The sequence below is a fragment of the Pseudomonas sp. LAMO17WK12:I1 genome, assembly GCF_900177315.1.
Lineage (GTDB): Bacteria > Pseudomonadota > Gammaproteobacteria > Pseudomonadales > Pseudomonadaceae > Aquipseudomonas > Aquipseudomonas marginalis.
Genome location: NZ_FWZV01000006.1, coordinates 147,142 through 165,275, shown reverse-complemented (window position 1 = coordinate 165,275; position 18,134 = coordinate 147,142). Strand labels below are relative to the sequence as shown.

The window sequence follows — 18,134 nt, the reverse complement described above, 5'->3', positions numbered from 1 at the left end:
CGCGGGGCCTCCCACATTGAAGGTGTGGTGCGTTCAGAATTGATACTCGGCACCCGCCCCGGCGTACCAGGAGCGCCCGGGCGCCGCTTCGTAGTAGCGGCCATTGCCGTCGCCGACGATCACCGAACCGACGTACTGGCGGTCCAGCAGGTTATCCAGGCGCAGGGTCTGGTGGAAGGTCCAGTGTTCGACCTTCTGCTCGAACCGTGCGCGCCAGTTGAACACGCTGTAGCCCGGCGCGGCGTGTTGGCTGTTGGTGTCTTCGACGTAGACCTTGCTGCGGTACAGGCCTTCGACAGCGGTACTGACCCAGTCCCGGGGTTTCCAGTTCAGCTCGGCGAACAGCGTGGTTTGCGGCACGCCGGGGAGGTAGTTGCCTTTGTCCACGGCAGTTGTGCCACTGGTGAAGTCGCTGTCGTAGGTGGCTTGCAGGCGCGTGTAGGCGAGGTTGGTGCTCCAGTGTTCGGCGAGTTGGCTTTCGATGCCCAGTTCGAAGCCGCGACGCAGGGTGCGGCCGGCGTTTTGGTAAGTGGTGCGCCCTCCGCTGGATTGCTGCACTACCAGTTCGTCCTCGGTGGTGATCTGAAAGAGGGCCGCATTCACGCGGGTGTCCTGGCCAATGCGAGCTTTCAGGCCGATTTCATACTGTTTGCTGACCGATGGCTTGAGCGCAAAGTTGAAGCCGTTCGCCGTGCTGGAGTACGCGGACTCGGCCTGGGTTGGGGTTTCGAAACCTTTGCCCGCGCTTACATAACCGTGCAAGTCAGGTGTGAAGGCGTACATGACGCTGACCGACGGCGTGTTCTTCTGGTAGGTCTTGCTGCCGCTGTCGTTGCCGTCGCTGAGGAAGTGATCGTCTACGTCCATTTCCATGGTGCTGTGGCGCAGGCCGGCTTGCAGGGTCCAGTCACCCAGCAGCCAGTTGGCTTGCACGAACGGGTCGAGGCTGGTGGCGGTGTCGATTTCATCGCGGCCCAAGGCCCCTTTGACACCATGCACCCCATTGACGGTGTTGGAATAACCTTGGCGATCATCCTGGCTGCGGTCGTAGTCGAGGCCGGTGATCAGGGTCAGGTCGCCGGGTGCGCTGGTGATGGGTTGCAGCCAATGGATGGAGCCGCCATAGAACTTGCGGTCGAAAGCTACCACACCGCCGCGAGCGTTAGCCGGGTTGGCGGCGCCACTGCCGAACCTGTCCGGGATCGACAGATACTGAATCACACTCCGCCGCCCGGTATACCCGTTCACCTGCAGCGTCGCATCACCGAAATACCGCTCATAATTCATGCCCAATTGCTGATGATCGATACTTTTGCGCGTGTTGTACGTCAGCGCATTGCTGCTCACCGAGCGCGGGTCGGCCTTGTAGGCGTCCCAGGTCTGCCCCAGTGGATCCTGGGTACCGTTCTGCTCCAGGCTGCTGTAGATCAGCGCCAGCTTGCTGTCGTCATCCGGTTGGAAGTTGAGCTTGGCGAAGGTCTGGTCGCGACGGGCGCTGCTGTGGTCGCGGTAGCCGTTGGTATCCATGCGCGAGGCGTCGAGTACAAAGCCTGCGCCGTTCGCCGCGCCTTCAGCGCTCAGGTGGTTCTTGTTCAGGCCGTCGCTGCCCACCAGGGTTTCGGCGCCGATGCGCGGCGGGCCTTCGCCATCGCGGGAAAACATCTGGATCACGCCGCCGGCATTGCTGCCATACAGGGTGGCGGCCGGGCCGCGCAGCACTTCGATACGCTCGGCGGTGTCGAGGTTGAACGTGGCGGCCTGGCCCTGGCCATCCGGGGTGCTGGCGGGGATGCCGTCGGCGATCAGCTTGATGCCGCGCACACCGAACGCCGAGCGGGCGCCGAAGCCACGGGAGGAAATCTGCAGGTCCTGGGCATAGTTCTGGCGGTTCTGCACCACCAGGCCGGGCACGCGGGACAAGGCTTCGGAGGCGTTGATGCCCAATTGGCCGTCGCTGATCTGCTCGCGGCCGATGCCGTCCACGGAGTAGGGCAGGTCGAAGGTCGGGCTGGCGCTGCGCGAGCCGGTGACGACGCTGGGGTCGAGGATCAGCGCGGGGTCGTCAGCCTGGGCGACGCCGCACAGGGCGAGCAGGCCGGGCAGCAACAGGTTGAAGCGAGCGAGAGGGGTCATGAGTCAGCCGGAATCCGTGGCGCTTAGGGTGTAAACGCGCAAAAGGGCGCGAGTTTAGTGACTGGGAAGATTTTTATCATTCAGGAATTCGGCTACGCGCCCCATCAGCGCGCTCGCACTGTGCACACGGCGATGCTGCAGGCGACTCTTGCCGCTCGCCGCTAACAGCTTCCCACTGCTTTTGAGCTATAATCCCGCCCTTTAGCTGTTTCCTGCCCAGGCGGGAAGCACACTTTTTTCAGGCGCAACCCGCCTGCATGCAGACTAAAAGAGGCTAGACCCCTGTGGCATTGACGATTCTTGGCCTGTCCGGCGCCCTTAGCCATGATCCTTCCGCAGCCTTGTATATCGACGGCAAGCTGATCGCGGCCGCCGAAGAAGAGCGCTTCGTACGCGACAAACATGCAAAGAACCGCATGCCCTACGAGTCGGCGAAGTTCTGCCTGGAACAGGCCGGCATCAAGCCTTCCGACGTCGATGTGGTGGCGATCCCGTTTGCACCGATCAGCCTGTTCGGCGAGGCGCGCTGGCACTACGCCAAGCGTTACTGGTACGCCCCGGACCGCGCGCTTGACGCGATCCTGATGGGCAACCGTCGCTACAAGCGCTATCGCAACAAGATCGTCTGGTGCCTGGAGCAACTGGGCTTCGATCCGAAGAAAATCAAGATCGAACCGGTTGAACACCACCTGGCCCACGCGTCCAGCGCCTACCACTGCTCCGGCTTCCAGGAGAAGACCGCGATCCTCGGCATCGACGGCAAGGGTGAGTACGCCACCACGTTCTTCGGCTACGGCGAGAACGGCAAGATCCACAAGATCAAGGAATTCTACGATCCGGACTCCCTCGGCGGCCTGTACGGCGCGATCACCGAGTTCCTCGGTTTCGAGATGCTCGACGGCGAGTTCAAGGTCATGGGCATGGCGCCGTACGGCGATGCCAGCAAGTACGACTTCTCGCGCCTGGCCTCGTTTGAAAACGGCGAGTTGGTGATCAACACCGACTACGCCAACGTCATCGGCCTGCGCCGTTATAAAGAGAAGGGCAAGGGCTTCTACTTCTCGCCGAAACTGATCGAGTGGCTGGGCCCCAAGCGCGAAGGCGATATCGCCGACGAGCCTTACATCCACTACGCTGCCAGCATGCAGGCGCTGTTCGAAAAACTGGCCCTGCAGATGATCGACCACTACCTGGGCGACATCCTCAAGGACACCGGCAAGCTGGCCTTCGCCGGCGGCTGCGCGCTGAACGTCAAGCTGAACCAGAAGATCATTGCCCGTGACGACGTGAAAGAGCTGTTCGTGCAGCCGGCGTCCGGCGACGCCGGCACCGCCGTCGGTGCCGCCGCCTACGTGTCCCACGCCCGTGGTGTACCGGTGGAGAAGATGGAACACGTCTACCTCGGCCCGTCCTACAGCAACGAAGACGTGATCGCCGCCTGCGCCAAGCACGAGAGCAAGCCGAACTGGCGCAGGATCGAGAACATGCCCAAGCGCATCGCCAAGATCATGGTCGACGGCAACCCGGTGGCCTGGTTCCAGGGCCGCATGGAGTTTGGCCCGCGCGCCCTGGGCGGTCGTTCGATCATCGGTTGCCCAAGTGCGACCGGCGTGGCCGACCGCATCAACCACCAGATCAAGTTCCGCGAGCGCTGGAGGCCTTTCTGCCCGTCGATGCTCGACACCGTAGCGCCCCAGATGATCAAGGTCGACCACCCGGCGCCGTTCATGACCTTCACCTTTGAAGTGTCGGAAGAGTGGAAGACCCGCGTGCCGGAAGTGGTGCATGAAGACGGTACCTCCCGCGCCCAGGTGCTCAAGCGCGAATACAACCCGCGCTACTACGACATGATGAAAGAGCTGGAAGTACTGACCGGCAACGGCGTGTCCCTGAACACCTCGCTCAACCGTCGTGGCGAAGCGATGATCTGCTCGCCGACCGACGCGCTGAACATGTTCTTCGGCTCCGACCTGCAGTACCTGATCATGGAAGACATCCTGGTCGTCAAGGACGGCGTGGACCCTTATGACGCGCTCGGCTGAACGCCACGTCCTGCAGTTCTGCCATGGCTATGACGGGCCGTTCCTGGACTGCGCGCGACAGTACGCGAGCCTGTTCGCAGGCTCCGGCTACAAGGTGACCACGGTGTTTCTCACCGGGGTCGCCGACCCGCACGTGGCCGCCGGTTGCGCGTCCGATGAAGTGTTGTTCATGGAATTCAGCTCCAAGGCCATTCGTGGCCTGAAGCTGGGTGCCATCCGTGAATTGCGCAAGATCGCCGCATCGCGCAACTTCAGTTTTTGTATCGCGCACCGTTTCAAGCCGATCTACATCGCCTTGCTCGGCACGCGGCTGCCGGTGATTGGCGTGCATCACGCCTTTGGTGACTACCAGCGTCGCAGTCGCAGGCTGTTTGCCGGGATCTTCCGCAAGCGCCTCAGCCTGCTGGGGGTTTCCGACGCGGTGCGTGACGATATGCGCCGCTGCCTGCCGACCTGGCCGGCGGCGCGCATCCAGACGTTGTACAACCGCATCGACGTCGACGCCTTGCAGGCCACCCAGGTGCCTGCACATGAGGCGCGTGACGCGTTGGGGTTGTCGCCGGACGAATGGGTGGTCGGCAATGTCGGTCGCCTGCACCCGGACAAGGACCAGGCCACATTGCTCAAGGGCTTTGCCCAGGCGCTGGCGCACTTGCCGGCCGAAAGCCGCCTGGCCATCCTCGGCAGCGGGCGCCTGGAGCAGGACCTCAAGGCCCTCGCACGGGAGCTGGGCATTGCCGACAAGGTGTTGTTCCTCGGCCAGGTGCCGGAGGCGCGCCGCTATTTCCGTGCTTTCGATGTGTTTGCCCTGAGCTCCGACCATGAACCCTTTGGCATGGTGCTGCTGGAAGCCATGGCGGCCGGCGTCCCGTTGCTGGCCACGGCCTGTGGCGGCGCGAAGGAAGTGGTCGAAGGCGTGGGTATCCTGTTTCCCTTCGGCGATGCCGGACACCTTGCCCAGGGGCTGCGGCACCTGGCAGCGATGGACCAACACCAGCAACGGCAGTGCGCCGAGATGATGCTGGTGCGCCTGCGCGAGCGTTTCTCGGATCAGGCGGTACGCGATACCTTCTGGCAATTGCCGCACGTTATTGAACTGACCGCGGGGGCTTGATGCTCAATCGATTCCAAGGCTGGCGCGAGCGTGGCTGGTCCGTCGTCGACGCGCCGGTCTACAGCGATGCCTGGCAACGTTTTGGCGGCAGTGTCGCGACCCACCCGCAAGTGATCGAACGTCTGGCCGGGCTGGCCGACATCCCGGTGCGTTACCTGGCCTGGGAGCAGGGTGGCGAGCTTCAGGCCTGCATCGCGACCTGGGGGCGCGACCTGGCCTTGTCCAAGGATGTGCTCAAGCAGCGCGGCAAAAAAGGCCTGTTCGACCTGGGCAACGCCGAGTTGATCCTGCCCGCCGCGCCTGCAGCCCAGGCGCCCTTGCGGCACCGTGCACGCTATTTGTCGGCCCTGAATGAAGGCCGTTTCAGCGGCCTCAAGCCCCAGGCCGAACAGTTGGCCATGGCCCGCACCCCGGAAGAACTGTCGAAGAAGTTTCGCTACAACCAGCGTCGCGAACTGCGCTTGCTGGAAGAGGCCGGTGGGGTGGTGCGACCGGTGAGCGAGTTTTCCAGTGGGGAGTTGGCCGCGATCTACTGCGATCTGTTCCTGCGCCGCTGGGGCTTTGTCGCCACCGGCGCCGAGCGCATGGCCGAGGTGATCGAGCTGCTGCGCGAATGGCTGATCGGTTCGGTGATCTTCCTCAATGATGCGCCCATCGCTGTCCAGTTGGTGTACCGGGTCGAGTCGCCGGAGTGGATCAGCGTGGAGTACGTCAACGGTGGTGTCGACCCTGAAACCCGTGCGTTCAGCCCGGGCAGTGTCCTGAGCTTCCTCAACACCCAGGGCGCCTGGGAACAGGCCCGTGAAGTGGGCAAGCCGCTGCGTTTCTCCTTTGGGCGTGCCGACCGCGAGTACAAGGACCGTTGGTGCAACCCTGTGCCGGTGCTGACCGTATGAGCCGCAAACAGCAATTGCTCAAGCGCCATCGGCGCAACAAACGGGTCGGTTTGCTGATCGGCTTGCTGCTGCTGGTGGTGATCGGTATCTGGGTGGCGTGGTGGCTGCCGTTGGTGCTCGGTGTGCTGGCCTGGGTCGCCCACGAGGCATGGTTTGCCGACCATCTGTTTTATGCGCCCAACGAAGACTACCGATACCGGTTTTCGACGGATGCCGAGGTGGCTGGGGTTCGCTTCGACGGTGACCGGCTGCGGGTGGATTCGCTGCTGCAAGCCGAGGCGACCCTGGTATTGGCTATCAAGGTCAAGAGTGGTTGGTTGGGACGTTTCCTGGATCCGGCCATTGAGATTCTGGGCGGCGAGAGCACTGACCGACAGGCCTTCGAGCGCGGGGTGAATGGCGTTCGCTACCTGAACCTCAGTGGCTGGGCGCCGGCCCTGATGTCCGGTGAGCTGCGCTTGCGCGGGCGTTTTTGTACTGTGCAGGGCGCTCCTCGGCTGTGGGCCTGGGGCACGCCGGATTATTCGGCGCAGCGGGTCATGGTTATCGCGCCTCATGCCGACGATGCCGAATTGGCTGCCTTCGGTCTTTACAGCCAGGCCGAGAAGCCGTGGATCGTGACCCTTACCGCCGGTGAAATCGAAGCCGAGCACTATCAACGCATGGGCCTGGATCCGGTCGAGGCCGCGCGGACCAAAGGGCGTTTGCGCGCCTGGGACAGCATAGCCGTGCCGCTTTGGGCCGGTGTGCCACAGGCACACTGCGTGCAGCTGGGTTACTTCTGCCTGCAACTGCCGGCGATGCGCGCTGCGCCTGATCAGCCGATCGCTTCGCGCGAGGCCGACCTGTCGGATACCCGCCTGTTCCGCCAATTCAACCCTTTCCCGTTGCTGGCGGATGCCGATGGCCTGCCGACCTGGCAAAACCTGCTCGCCGATCTGCGTCAGTTGCTGCTGACCGCGCGCCCTGAAGTGATCGTCTTGCCCCATCCGGTCCTGGATCCCCATCCGGACCACATCTGCGCGCAGCAAGCGGTGATCGAAGCCTTGCAAGGTCTGGAGTGGCAGCCGACCACCGTGCTCGGCTACGCCAACCATCTGCATGACAACGACCGCTGGCCCATGGGCGACGCGGGCGCCGGAATTGCCCTGCCGCCGCTGTTCGATGACACGCTGGAACTGTGGCCGTGCAGCCTGTCGCTGTCGCCGGCCCGGCAGCGCGACAAGGCCATGGCGCTGGGCATGATGCATGACCTGCAACCCGCCCCTCCGTTCAAGCGTCGTGTGCGGCGCTGGCTGCAACGGGTCTTGGCGGGGCGGGCGCGGTCGCCTTATGGTGAGAACGAGTTTTTCCGCAAGGCCGTACGACGGCATGAGTTGTTCTGGCGTTTGTGACGGCAGTTGTGAAAGGGAAGGTCATGAAAGTTTTGTTTCTGGTACAGAAAGAACAGCGCGCGATTCTGGATCGCCTGTACGAAGGCATTGCCGAGCACTGCGAGTGTGATACCCGCTGGCTGAGCAGTGCTGAGCAGCGCAACCTGCGCGGTTACTTCAAGCGTGAAGTCGACGTGAGCCGTTATGACCGCATCGTGTTCTTCCTGCGGTTCAAGCAGGAGATTCGCCAGGTCGGCTTTATCCGTACGATCCCGAACCTGGTGATCCTCGAACACGATGCCTACCAGAACTACATTCCCTGCAAGTACACGGGCAAGTTCAGTGCCCATTACCGTCGCTTGCCGTGGGTGCGGGTTATCAGTTCGGGGCATATGGTGACCGAGCGCCTGCGCGCCGAAGGCTTCGATGCGGTGTTCGTGCCCAAGGGCTACGATCAGGCGCTGTTGCAGGCCCAGGGATTGGAGCGCGACATTGAGCTGGCATTTGTCGGCAGCACCAACAGCGTGGCCTACAGTGGTCGCAAGGCATTGCTCGATGAGTTGGCCCGCGTTGAACCTTTGGTGGTTACGCGCACCAAATCCGGTGAGGAATATTGCGCAACCCTCAACCGGATTCGTTTTTTCGTCAGTGCCGACGTGGGCATGGGCGAGTATATGATCAAGAACTTCGAAGCCATGGCCTGTGGTTGTGTGCTGCTGGCGTTTGACCAGGGCGCCGCGGAAAACCAGGCCCTTGGCTTCAAGGACATGGTCAATGTGGTGTTCTACAAAGACATTCCCCAGTTGCAGGAAAAACTCGCTGCATTGCGATCCAATCCTCAACTGGCGGCCGAGATTGCGCGCAACGGGCAGGACCTCGCGGTCAGCCAGTTCAGCTTTGCGCGCATCGGCCAGCGCATTGTCGAGGCGCTGAAGCCGCCGCTGCGGCCCCGGGCACCGTTGAGTTTGCTGGAAACGCTGCGCTTGAAACTAGGCGTTTGATATCTGCCAGGTGGCCGCGCTTGGTGGCCTTATGATATTATCGAGGCTTGAATGCAATTCTCCGCTCAAAGCGATATAACGCTCGTCGTGACCAGTTGTGGTCGCTTCGATTTGCTGAAGCGCACGCTCGCGAGCTTCGATCTGTTCAATACAGCGGCCATCCGCGAAGTCTTCATTACCGAAGACTCTGGCGATGACGCGGTACGCCTGGCGATTCCCGAGCATTGGCTCGGCCATTGCACGTTCCTGATCAACCGCCCGAAGCTGGGGCAATTGGCATCCATCGACTTGGCCTACGGGTCGGTCAAGACCCCGTACATATTCCATTGCGAAGATGACTGGGCGTTTTATCGACCCGGGTTTGTCGAGGATTCGAAGACCGTGCTGGAGCAGCGTCCCGATATTCTCCAAGTCTGGTTGCGCAATTACGTTTACGACTTGCAGGTGCACAGCCCCTATATTCATCTGGGGCCGCGCGAGGTGATTGGCGGGGTACCTTGTTATTCCTTGCTGTCCGATAAGCCTGAGTGGCAAGGGTTCTCGCTGAACCCGGGGCTGCGACGTATCAAGGAATACCGGTTATGTGCGCCCTATGCCGGGTTCGAGGGTGAGAAAGGGCTTTCCAGGCGTTACGCGCAGCTGAACCTGGGCGCCGTCACCCTGGAGGGCGATGCGGTCTTGCACACCGGTTTCGGTTTGCATGTGGCGACGGCGGAAGAGCGCTTGACCAAGGCGCGGCGCAAGCGGCGAGAGCGGGTCAAGCTGGTGCTCATGCTGATCCTGGGGGTCGGCATCGGTTGGTTGATCCGCCAGTAAATACGACGAGCCACACCAACGCCGCATAAGGTTTTTTCGATGAGTATTCTCAACATCATGTGGGCTGGTGGCTCTGCATTCGCTTCGGTGCAGAAGGTTCATCAGCAAATACTGGCCCAGGCCGACAGCGATGTACCGGTGCACACCTGGTTGCTTCAGGGCAGCGCCGCCGGCAGCGATGGCCTGGTAGAGCAGGCCGTCGAGTGGAACCTCTCATCCGCCAGGCTCAAGGGGCGGCACCTGTGGAAGTGGCTGATGCCGTGGATGCGTGCGCGCTTCCAGAAGGCCCTGCCTGAGGATGTGCAGGTTGTACTGCTGGATGGCATCGGTGTCGCGCGGGTGCTTTTACCGGTGCTCAAGCACCTGCCGCAGGTGCGGGCCGTGGTGATTTTTCATGGTGTCACGCGCTTGCGCAAAGCTGATCGCAAACTCTTCGAGCAACTCCCGGCGTCGCAACTGACGCTGGCGGCCGTGTCGCAAACCCTCGCCGGTTCCCTTGAGCGTTACCTGCAAAGGCCCGTGGCGGTGCTGCGCAGTGCCTTCGATCCTGCGGTGTTTCGTGCCGCCGCGCTTGCCCGTGAGCCGGCGCGATCCCGCCTGGGGCTGCCGTTGGATGGCTCGCCGGCAGTGGGGGCGGTAGGTAGACTGGTCGACGGCAAGGGGTTCGGCTGTTTGCTGGAGGCCTTTGCCAGTGCGACGGCCGATCGGCCGGATGCGCGCCTGGTGATCATCGGCGAGGGGCCGGCGAGGCCCAGGCTTGAGGCGCGTATCGAGGCGCTTGGCTTGCGCGACAAGGTGTACCTGCCGGGGCATATTCCTGAGGCGGCGACCCTTTATCGGGCGTTTGACTGGGTCGCCATTCCGTCGACGGAAGAGGGCCTGGGGTTGATCCTGCAAGAGGCGGTGATGGCCGGCGTGCCTGTACTGACCAGCGAACTGGCAGTGTTCCGCGAACAACTGGGTGATGCCGGCTGGTACGCGCCCGTAGACAGCGCCACGTCCTGGGGGCAACTCCTGGCACGCGCGTTCGTGAGTTCCGGCGTGCAGGTTGTCGAGGCTCAATCGCGGGCGTTGGCGCCGGAGCAGGCCTGGAACGATTTCACTGAAACCACCCGGCGGCTGTTCTCATGCCGCTAGCAGTGCTTGCTCCAGTGCTTGCATTGGAAAGTGTTCGTTCAGCTTCTCGCGCGCAATATAGCGGGCGAAGTGTTGCAGGTTGCGCCTTGCCAGTTCCGGGTTCAGGGGCGCGCGCAGGAAGCGCATGTCGGCCACGTCGATCAGGCCCATTTCATTGTCCGGTGTCACGACAATATTGCCCAGGTGCAACGAACGGAAGTAGATGCCCGCGCCATGCAGGCGGCGAATAAGGGCCACCAGCGGGTCGAGGTTGGTGTGCCAGTCAAAGCCTTCACGGTTGGAAATCTGGCGCAGCGTTTCGCCCGGCAAGGGGCGGTAGAGTACGGCGGTCATGCCGGGCGCCGTCAGTTGAAAGAACGCGAGCACGGTCAGGGTCGGGATGCCCCGTTGTTGCAACTGCGCCACGTTGTCGATGAAACGCTTGGAGTACGGGCGGAACAGCGCGGACGACAGCAGGCGCTTGCGGCGAAACAGCTTGAGGATGTTCCCGTCGGTCAGCAGGTAGACTTTGGGCCCGTAGCTGTCCTGTTCCAGGATTCTGGCACCTTCAATCATCGCGGTTAAATCGGCTTGGGAAAGCCTTGAACATTGCATCGTCGGAAAGCCTTGTGGGAGTCGCGGGCACAGTGATCGGTAATAATGCCGAAAGTTTTGGGTTTTAACCATGCCGGGTTGGCGGGTTGAACGTATTCAGGAGCGGGTGATGCAAGCAAGTCGTTGGGCGCAGGTATGGATGATTTTCGGGTTACTTTGGTTTTTGCTGGCGATTGCTTTTGCCCCGACCAATAAGATTTATCAACAGGGTTTGACGCTGTTCCTGTGGTTGCCGGCGATGGTGTTTGCCTGGTCGGCCCGTGAGCGTCTCATGGAGGTCTGGCGCGAGCAGCGCTGGCTCTGCGTGATGGTCGGGTTGCTGGCAGCTTGGGGGGCGATCAGCCTGACGTGGACCAATGCCGAGGACCCTTCGCGCGAAGCCAAGCGTCTGCTGTACATCGGCGTGTTCCTGCTGTTTTTCCCGGTACTCGCCTGTGGTCGGACCGAGCAGGTGATCCGCGTGATGCAATGGGGTGGTTTCGGCCTGGCCCTGTCGTCGCTCCTGGCGATCATCAAATTCTATGGCTTTGAGCATAACGACTGGTATGCGCGTCTCGAAGGCCTGGGTCAGTTGAGCCATCCCATCCTGGGTGCCTATGTGATCGGCCTGGCCGCCGTGTGGTTGCTGCACTGGCTGCCGCGCGGTCGCTGGATGCAGGTGGCATGGGCAGTGTCCATCGCGTTGCTTGGGTTGTTCGTGGTGCTGAGTCAAAGCCGCGGCGCCGCACTGGCGTTGTTGCTGACTGTCGTGGCAATGCCGGCCTGGTGCCGTGACCGCCGTAGCACGGTGATTGCCATTGGTGCGGTCATCGCGGCGCTGGCGGTGTTCTTCGCCATGCAGTCCCTGGTGCTGGCCCGGGGTGTGTCTTACCGCCCGCAGATCTTCATGGCCGCCGTGCAGATGATCAGCGAGCGCCCGTGGACCGGCCTGGGGCTGGGCGGGGACTACAAGGTATTTGCCGACAACCTCTTTTTCGATCACTCCCACAACCTGTTCACCCACGTGAGCATCGAGTTGGGCCTGCCCGGCCTGCTGCTGTGGTGCGGCCTGTGGTTCGGTGTGCTGTGGCAGGCCTGGAAGGCCCGCGACACGCTCTATGGCAAGGGCATCATCGGCATGTGGGTGTTTTCGTTCCTGGCCATGCAATTCGATGCCGCCAGCCTGACCGGCACGCCGCGGGCCGAGTGGTTTATCTCCTGGCTGCCGATTGCCCTGGCCAGTGTTTTGGTCTGGGCTCGGGCCAAACCCGACGCGTGTGATAAAGTTCGCGTCCTACCCAATCAGTGAGCTCGACACATGAGTGACGCACCGCCCAAAGCGGACCAGGAATCCAGCCTGAAAATCTATTTCCGGCTGCTGGGCTATGTGAAACCGTACCTCGGCATGTTCCTGCTGAGTATCGTGGGCTTCGTGATCTTCGCTTCGACCCAGCCAATGCTCGCCGGGATTCTCAAGTACTTCGTCGATGGCTTGAGCAACCCCGATGTGGTGTTCCTGCCCAAGATCCCGTTGTTCAAGGACCTGAAGTTGCTGATGGCCGTGCCGCTGCTGATCATCCTGATCGCCGCGTGGCAGGGGCTGGGGTCGTTCCTGGGCAACTACTACCTGGCCAAGGTTTCCCTGGGGCTGGTGCATGACCTGCGGGTCCAGTTGTTCAACAAGCTGCTGGTGTTGCCGAACCGCTATTTCGATACCCACAACTCCGGGCACCTGATTTCCCGTATCACCTTCAACGTGACCATGGTCACCGGTGCGGCCACCGATGCAATCAAGGTGGTGATCCGCGAAGGCCTGACGGTGGTGTTCCTGTTCGGCTACCTGCTGTGGATGAACTGGAAGCTGACCCTCGTGATGCTGGCGATCCTGCCGCTGATCGCGATCATGGTCGGCAGCACCAGCAAGAAATTCCGCAAGCAGAGCAAGAAGATCCAGGTGGCAATGGGCGATGTGACGCACGTCGCTTCGGAAACCATCCAGGGTTACCGGGTGGTGCGCAGCTTCGGTGGCGAAAGCTACGAGGAGCGTCGCTTTGCCGCCGCCAGCCAGGGCAATACCGACAAGCAACTGCGCATGAACAAGACCGGTGCGGTCTATACGCCGATGCTGCAACTGGTGATCTACACGGCCATGGCCGCGTTGATGTTCCTGGTGCTGCTGTTGCGCGGTGAAGCCACGGCGGGTGACCTGGTGGCCTACATTACTGCGGCGGGCCTGCTGCCCAAGCCGATTCGCCAGCTGTCGGAAGTCAGCTCGACGATCCAGAAAGGCGTGGCCGGTGCCGAGAGCATCTTCGAACAACTGGATGAAGAGCCCGAAGTCGACAGCGGCACTGTGGAGCGTGATCGCGTCAGCGGTCGCCTGGACGTGCGCAACCTGAGCTTCACCTACCCGGGTACGGAGCGTGAGGTGCTCAAGAACATCAGCTTCAGCGCAGCCCCTGGGCAGATGATCGCCCTGGTCGGCCGCTCGGGCAGCGGCAAGTCGACCCTGGCCAGCCTGATCCCGCGTTTCTACCATCACGAAACCGGGGAAATCCTGCTGGACGAGGTCGAGATCGAAGACTATCGCCTGCGTAACCTGCGTCGTCACGTGGCCCAGGTGACCCAGCATGTGACCTTGTTCAACGACACCGTGGCCAACAACATCGCCTACGGCGACCTGGCCGATGCACCCCGTGCCGACATCGAGAAAGCCGCCGCCGACGCCTACGCCATGGACTTCATCTCCGAGCTGCCAAAAGGCCTGGACACCGAAGTCGGTGAAAATGGCGTGCTGCTTTCCGGTGGTCAACGTCAGCGCCTGGCGATCGCCCGGGCCCTGCTGAAAAATGCCCCGCTGCTGATCCTCGATGAGGCCACTTCGGCCCTGGATACCGAGTCCGAGCGGCATATCCAGGCTGCACTGGACAAGGTCATGAAAGGTCGCACCACCCTGGTGATTGCGCACCGGTTGTCCACCATCGAGAAAGCCGACCTGATTCTGGTGATGGACCACGGCGAAATTGTCGAGCGCGGGACACATCTCGAACTGCTGGCCATGGGCGGCTATTACTCGCGCCTGCACGCCATGGGGCTGGACGAGCCGGCGACGGCAAACATCACCTGACCAGCCGGGGCGCGCAATGCGCCCCGGTGTTTGTATCGGGCCCGTTACAGGGCTTGACCAAAGCCAAATAATCCAGCGCTTGTCGTTTGTTATGTTGGCCTTCTCGATTCGAATGACGAACGAGAGGGCTAACCTTCTTGCGTGGGTATTGGAATGCTGCAACGTCTACTGTGGAAGCTGCTTCCCAAGCACCAGAGGGTGTTTCTGCTGGGGCGTTTGTCGGTGGTGGATCGCCAGGCGGTGAACAAATCCCTGTCTGGGGTAGCAACGCTTAACCCGGCTTTCGAACGACACCAGTGCGTGTTTATCCATGTGCCCAAATGCGCCGGTAGCAGCCTGTGCTCGGCACTTCTCGAGGGGCGCTGGCCGGGGCATCTGCCGTATTACTGGTATGAGCAGCAATTTCCCCAGCACTGCGAGCGCAGCTTCAAATTTGCCTTCGTACGCGACCCGCTGGAGCGTGCCTACTCGGCCTACACCTATTTGCGCGGCAACGCCATGGGCCCTCGCGACCTGCAAGCCCAGGCGCTGGTTTCCAGCTACCGTGACTTCGACCATTTCGTTGCCGGCTGGCTGCACCCGGATAACCTGCGACGCCAATTGCACTTCGCTCCCCAGACCGACTTCCTGGTCGACCATATGGGCCAGATGGCCATGGACTTTCTCGGGCGCCAGGAGTCTTTGCAGGAGGACTTCCTGCACCTGTGCGAACGCCTCGGGGTGGACTCATCCCTGCCGCATCTGAATGTTTCACTGGGGCGTCGCCACGAGGCGGTCAGGGACTTTTGCTCCTCGCGAACGCGCCGATTGGTCAGGCGTGCCTATCAACGTGACTACGAGGTGTTGGGTTATGAATAGCCAGTTGCTGACCGGCGGTTGCGCTGCCATCCGTCCCTTTTCCCTATCGCTGTCCGTGGCCGCACGGGCGGCGCTCAAGCATCAGCAGCCCTGCTGCGTATGGCTGACGGGGCTGTCCGGGTCCGGCAAGTCGACCCTGGCCAATGCCCTGGAGGTGCAACTCAATGAGCAGGGACGGCACACCTTCGTGCTCGATGGCGATAACTTGCGCGCGGGGCTGTGCAATGACCTGGGCATGAGCGATGCGGCGCGCAAGGAAAATATCCGGCGTATCGGCGAAGTGGCGCGCCTGATGGTGGACGCCGGCTTGATTGTCATTGTGTCGGCGATCTCGCCGTTCAGCGTCGATCGCGCGAGCGCCAGGGCGCTGTTCGGGCCGGAGCAGTTCTTTGAGATTTATGTCAGCACGCCCTTTGACGTATGTGCCCGGCGCGATCCCAAGGGCTTGTACCGCGCCGCACTGGAGGGGCGCATCAAGGCCTTCACCGGGTTGGACAGCCCCTATGAGGCACCGCTTGCGGCCGACTGCGAAATCAATACCGATGAGGTCGAGCTGGCCGAAGCCGTGGAGCACATCCTGGCGACACTGTTTAAAAAGTGATCAGTTTCAGTGCCTGATGCATCGCGGATAAAGCTCTCGAACTAGGCGGCGCTCACCCTGTGCTAATATCGCGCCCCTGTTCATTTTGTATGTGGGTTGCTCCATGAAGTTGTCCATGCCGCGATTCGATCAAGCCCCTGTCTTGGTGGTCGGCGATGTCATGCTCGACCGTTACTGGCATGGCGGTACCTCACGGATTTCCCCTGAGGCGCCGGTACCGGTAGTCAAGGTCGAGCAAATCGAAGACCGTCCAGGTGGCGCTGCCAACGTTGCCCTCAATATTGCCGCCCTCGGCGCCCCGGCCTCCCTGGTCGGTGTGACCGGCGACGACGAAGCCGCCGACAGCCTGGCCAACAGCCTGCGCGGCGCCGGCGTGCGCGCGCTGTTCCAGCGCATTGCCCATCAGCCGACCATCGTCAAGCTGAGGGTGATGAGCCGTCACCAGCAATTGCTGCGTATCGATTTTGAAGAACCCTTCGCCACCGACGCCCTGGCCCTCAGCGGCCAGGTCGACGCGTTGCTTGAAGGTATCAAGGTGCTGGTGTTGTCCGACTACGGCAAAGGCGCCCTGAAGAACCACCAGGAACTGATCCAGGCCGCCAAGGCGCGGAACATTCCGGTACTGGCCGATCCCAAGGGCAAGGACTTCTCGATTTATCGAGGTGCCAGCCTGATCACACCGAACCTCAGCGAGTTCGAAGCCATCGTCGGCGGTTGCGCCGATGAGCACGACCTGGTGAGCAAAGGCGCGGCACTCATGGCCGACCTTGACCTCGGCGCCTTGCTGGTGACCCGTGGCGAGCACGGCATGACCCTGCTGCGTCCCGGTCACCCGGCGATGCACCTGCCGGCGCGTGCCCGTGAAGTGTTTGACGTCACCGGTGCCGGTGACACCGTGATTTCCACCCTGGCGGCCTCCATTGCGGCCGGCGAAGAGTTGCCCCACGCCGTGGCCCTGGCCAACCTGGCGGCGGGTATTGTGGTCGGCAAGCTGGGGACGGCCGCGATCAGCGCGCCTGAACTGCGCCGGGCGATCCAGCGCTCCGAAGGTTCGGAACGTGGTGTGCTGAGCATCGAGCAATTGCTGCTGGCGATTGACGATGCCCGTGCCCACAACGAAAGCATTGTGTTCACCAATGGCTGTTTCGACATCCTCCACGCCGGCCATGTGACCTACCTGGAGCAGGCTCGCGCCCAAGGTGATCGGCTGATCGTCGCGGTCAACGATGACGCGTCGGTCAGCCGCCTGAAAGGCCCTGGCCGTCCGATCAACAGCGTCGACCGACGCATGGCGGTATTGGCCGGGTTGGGCGCGGTGGATTGGGTGATCAGCTTCCCTGAAGCCACCCCGGAAAACCTGCTGGCCCAGGTCAAGCCGGACGTGCTGGTCAAGGGCGGCGACTACTCCGTCGACCAGGTGGTCGGTGCCGACATCGTCAGCGCCTACGGCGGCAAGGTCAAAGTGCTGGGCCTGGTTGAGAACAGCTCGACCACCGCCATTGTCGAGAAGATCCGCAGCAATGAGTAAGGCTGATCCGTTGGTCCTGATCACCGGTGGCGCGGGCTTCATTGGCTCGCACCTGGTCGACGCGCTGCTTGCCAAGAGCTACGCAGTGCGAGTGCTGGATAACCTGTCCACGGGCAAACGCAGCAACCTGCCGCTGGACAACCCGCGCGTCGAGCTGCTCGAGGGGGATGTCGCCGATGCCGGAATGGTGGCGCGTGCCGCTGTCGGTGCGACGGCGGTGGTGCACCTGGCGGCGGTCGCTTCCGTGCAGGCTTCGGTGGATGACCCGGTCAGCACGCACCAGAGCAATTTCGTCGGTACCTTGAATGTCTGCGAAGCCATGCGCAAAGCCGGTGTGAAGCGGGTGGTATTCGCTTCCAGCGCGGCGGTGTATGGCAACAACGGCGAAGGTGCTTCCATTGACGAAGAGACCGCCAAGGCGCCGTTGACGCCCTATGCCTCGGACAAGTTGGCCGGCGAGCATTACTTCGACTTCTACCGGCGCCAGCATGGCCTGGAACCGGTGATTTTCCGCTTCTTCAATATCTTCGGCCCGCGCCAGGATCCGTCATCGCCGTACTCCGGCGTGATCAGCATCTTCAGCGAACGGGCTCAGCAAGGCCTGCCGATTGCCGTGTTCGGCGATGGCGAGCAGACCCGCGACTTCATGTACGTGGAAGACCTGGTGGACGTGCTGGTGCAGGCCATCGAAGCCCCGGACGCGCCGTTGGGGGCGATCAACGTCGGCTGGAACCGCACGACTACCCTCAAGCAGGTGCTGCAGGCGCTGGAAGAGGCCATTGGTACGTTGCCTGCCGTGACTTACGGCCCGGCACGCTCGGGAGACATTCGGCATTCGCGGGCAAATAACCAGCGTTTGCTGGCCAGCTTCAAGCTGCCTGAGCCGACCCCGTTGACGGTTGGCCTGGCGCGGTTGCTCAAGGGCTGATCCAGCA

15 protein-coding genes are annotated in these 18,134 nt (G+C 62.2%); 13 read left to right on the top strand and 2 right to left on the bottom strand.

What is annotated here, in order from left to right:
• Positions 1-33 precede the first annotated feature (33 nt).
• Positions 34-2,133 (bottom strand): TonB-dependent receptor family protein, encoded by a 2,100-nt coding sequence (locus B9N88_RS13155; protein WP_027604945.1) that lies wholly within the window; start codon positions 2,131-2,133, stop codon positions 34-36.
• 284 nt (positions 2,134-2,417) lie between these two features.
• Here B9N88_RS13155 and B9N88_RS13150 point away from each other — a divergent pair, with 284 nt between their 5' ends.
• Genes B9N88_RS13150 through B9N88_RS13120 form a run of 7 tightly spaced genes read left to right on the top strand, consistent with a single transcriptional unit; the run spans position 2,418 to position 10,512 of the window.
• A complete protein-coding gene (locus B9N88_RS13150; protein WP_027604944.1) occupies positions 2,418-4,175 on the top strand; it encodes a carbamoyltransferase family protein in 1,758 nt (585 codons plus the stop codon).
• Complete coding sequence (locus tag B9N88_RS13145; protein ID WP_027604943.1) at positions 4,159-5,289, top strand: glycosyltransferase; 1,131 nt, start codon at positions 4,159-4,161, stop codon at positions 5,287-5,289. The genes B9N88_RS13150 and B9N88_RS13145 overlap by 17 nt, the downstream gene beginning before the upstream one ends.
• Positions 5,289-6,185 carry a GNAT family N-acetyltransferase gene (locus tag B9N88_RS13140; RefSeq protein ID WP_027604942.1) on the top strand — a complete coding sequence of 299 codons (897 nt, stop codon included), beginning with the start codon at positions 5,289-5,291 and terminating at the stop codon, positions 6,183-6,185. Before B9N88_RS13145 ends, B9N88_RS13140 begins: the two co-directional genes overlap by 1 nt.
• Positions 6,182-7,579, top strand: a complete 1,398-nt coding sequence (locus B9N88_RS13135) for a PIG-L deacetylase family protein (RefSeq protein WP_027604941.1) — start codon at positions 6,182-6,184, stop codon at positions 7,577-7,579. The genes B9N88_RS13140 and B9N88_RS13135 overlap by 4 nt, the downstream gene beginning before the upstream one ends.
• A 23-nt stretch (positions 7,580-7,602) precedes the next feature.
• On the top strand, positions 7,603-8,559 hold the full coding sequence (locus B9N88_RS13130) for a glycosyltransferase family protein (RefSeq protein WP_027604940.1): 957 nt from the start codon (positions 7,603-7,605) through the stop codon (positions 8,557-8,559).
• 51 nt (positions 8,560-8,610) lie between these two features.
• Positions 8,611-9,375 carry a hypothetical protein gene (locus B9N88_RS13125; RefSeq protein ID WP_027604939.1) on the top strand — a complete coding sequence of 255 codons (765 nt, stop codon included), beginning with the start codon at positions 8,611-8,613 and terminating at the stop codon, positions 9,373-9,375.
• 39 nt (positions 9,376-9,414) lie between these two features.
• A complete protein-coding gene (locus B9N88_RS13120; protein WP_027604938.1) occupies positions 9,415-10,512 on the top strand; it encodes a glycosyltransferase in 1,098 nt (365 codons plus the stop codon).
• On the opposite strand, the gene B9N88_RS13115 is transcribed toward B9N88_RS13120, so the two are convergent.
• The gene (locus tag B9N88_RS13115) at positions 10,501-11,067 is read right to left on the bottom strand and encodes a BUD32 family EKC/KEOPS complex subunit (RefSeq protein WP_027604937.1); all 567 of its coding nucleotides are present in this window, start codon (positions 11,065-11,067) and stop codon (positions 10,501-10,503) included. The genes B9N88_RS13120 and B9N88_RS13115 overlap by 12 nt on opposite strands.
• Positions 11,068-11,215: 148 nt before the next feature.
• Between B9N88_RS13115 and B9N88_RS13110 the strand changes: the two genes are divergently transcribed.
• The 6 genes from B9N88_RS13110 to B9N88_RS13085 all read left to right on the top strand — a co-directional run bounded on the left by B9N88_RS13110 (position 11,216) and on the right by B9N88_RS13085 (position 18,127).
• Positions 11,216-12,394 (top strand): O-antigen ligase family protein, encoded by a 1,179-nt coding sequence (locus B9N88_RS13110; protein WP_027604936.1) that lies wholly within the window; start codon positions 11,216-11,218, stop codon positions 12,392-12,394.
• Positions 12,395-12,403: 9 nt separating this feature from the next.
• The gene (gene msbA, locus B9N88_RS13105) at positions 12,404-14,212 is read left to right on the top strand and encodes a lipid A export permease/ATP-binding protein MsbA (protein WP_027604935.1); all 1,809 of its coding nucleotides are present in this window, start codon (positions 12,404-12,406) and stop codon (positions 14,210-14,212) included.
• A gap of 153 nt (positions 14,213-14,365) precedes the next feature.
• Positions 14,366-15,070 (top strand): sulfotransferase family 2 domain-containing protein, encoded by a 705-nt coding sequence (locus B9N88_RS13100; protein WP_027604934.1) that lies wholly within the window; start codon positions 14,366-14,368, stop codon positions 15,068-15,070.
• Positions 15,063-15,671, top strand: coding sequence for an adenylyl-sulfate kinase (cysC, locus tag B9N88_RS13095; RefSeq protein WP_027604933.1), 609 nt, complete (start codon positions 15,063-15,065; stop codon positions 15,669-15,671). The genes B9N88_RS13100 and cysC overlap by 8 nt, the downstream gene beginning before the upstream one ends.
• A 103-nt stretch (positions 15,672-15,774) precedes the next feature.
• The gene (gene hldE, locus B9N88_RS13090) at positions 15,775-17,199 is read left to right on the top strand and encodes a bifunctional D-glycero-beta-D-manno-heptose-7-phosphate kinase/D-glycero-beta-D-manno-heptose 1-phosphate adenylyltransferase HldE (RefSeq protein ID WP_027604932.1); all 1,425 of its coding nucleotides are present in this window, start codon (positions 15,775-15,777) and stop codon (positions 17,197-17,199) included.
• The gene (locus tag B9N88_RS13085; RefSeq protein WP_027604931.1) at positions 17,192-18,127 is read left to right on the top strand and encodes an NAD-dependent epimerase/dehydratase family protein; all 936 of its coding nucleotides are present in this window, start codon (positions 17,192-17,194) and stop codon (positions 18,125-18,127) included. Before hldE ends, B9N88_RS13085 begins: the two co-directional genes overlap by 8 nt.
• The last annotated feature ends 7 nt before the right edge of the window (positions 18,128-18,134 follow it).

Excerpts from the sequence above, each read along its gene's own strand:
- B9N88_RS13155 (WP_027604945.1), bottom strand. The coding sequence starts at position 2,133 with ATGACCCCTCTCGCTCGCTTCAACCTGTTGCTGCCCGGCCTGCTCGCC.
- B9N88_RS13145 (WP_027604943.1), top strand. The coding sequence starts at position 4,159 with ATGACGCGCTCGGCTGAACGCCACGTCCTGCAGTTCTGCCATGGCTAT.
- B9N88_RS13140 (WP_027604942.1), top strand. The coding sequence starts at position 5,289 with ATGCTCAATCGATTCCAAGGCTGGCGCGAGCGTGGCTGGTCCGTCGTC.
- B9N88_RS13135 (WP_027604941.1), top strand. The coding sequence starts at position 6,182 with ATGAGCCGCAAACAGCAATTGCTCAAGCGCCATCGGCGCAACAAACGG.
- B9N88_RS13130 (WP_027604940.1), top strand. The coding sequence starts at position 7,603 with ATGAAAGTTTTGTTTCTGGTACAGAAAGAACAGCGCGCGATTCTGGAT.
- B9N88_RS13125 (WP_027604939.1), top strand. The coding sequence starts at position 8,611 with ATGCAATTCTCCGCTCAAAGCGATATAACGCTCGTCGTGACCAGTTGT.
- B9N88_RS13120 (WP_027604938.1), top strand. The coding sequence starts at position 9,415 with ATGAGTATTCTCAACATCATGTGGGCTGGTGGCTCTGCATTCGCTTCG.
- B9N88_RS13115 (WP_027604937.1), bottom strand. The coding sequence starts at position 11,067 with ATGATTGAAGGTGCCAGAATCCTGGAACAGGACAGCTACGGGCCCAAA.
- B9N88_RS13110 (WP_027604936.1), top strand. The coding sequence starts at position 11,216 with ATGCAAGCAAGTCGTTGGGCGCAGGTATGGATGATTTTCGGGTTACTT.
- msbA (WP_027604935.1), top strand. The coding sequence starts at position 12,404 with ATGAGTGACGCACCGCCCAAAGCGGACCAGGAATCCAGCCTGAAAATC.
- B9N88_RS13100 (WP_027604934.1), top strand. The coding sequence starts at position 14,366 with ATGCTGCAACGTCTACTGTGGAAGCTGCTTCCCAAGCACCAGAGGGTG.
- cysC (WP_027604933.1), top strand. The coding sequence starts at position 15,063 with ATGAATAGCCAGTTGCTGACCGGCGGTTGCGCTGCCATCCGTCCCTTT.
- hldE (WP_027604932.1), top strand. The coding sequence starts at position 15,775 with ATGAAGTTGTCCATGCCGCGATTCGATCAAGCCCCTGTCTTGGTGGTC.
- B9N88_RS13085 (WP_027604931.1), top strand. The coding sequence starts at position 17,192 with ATGAGTAAGGCTGATCCGTTGGTCCTGATCACCGGTGGCGCGGGCTTC.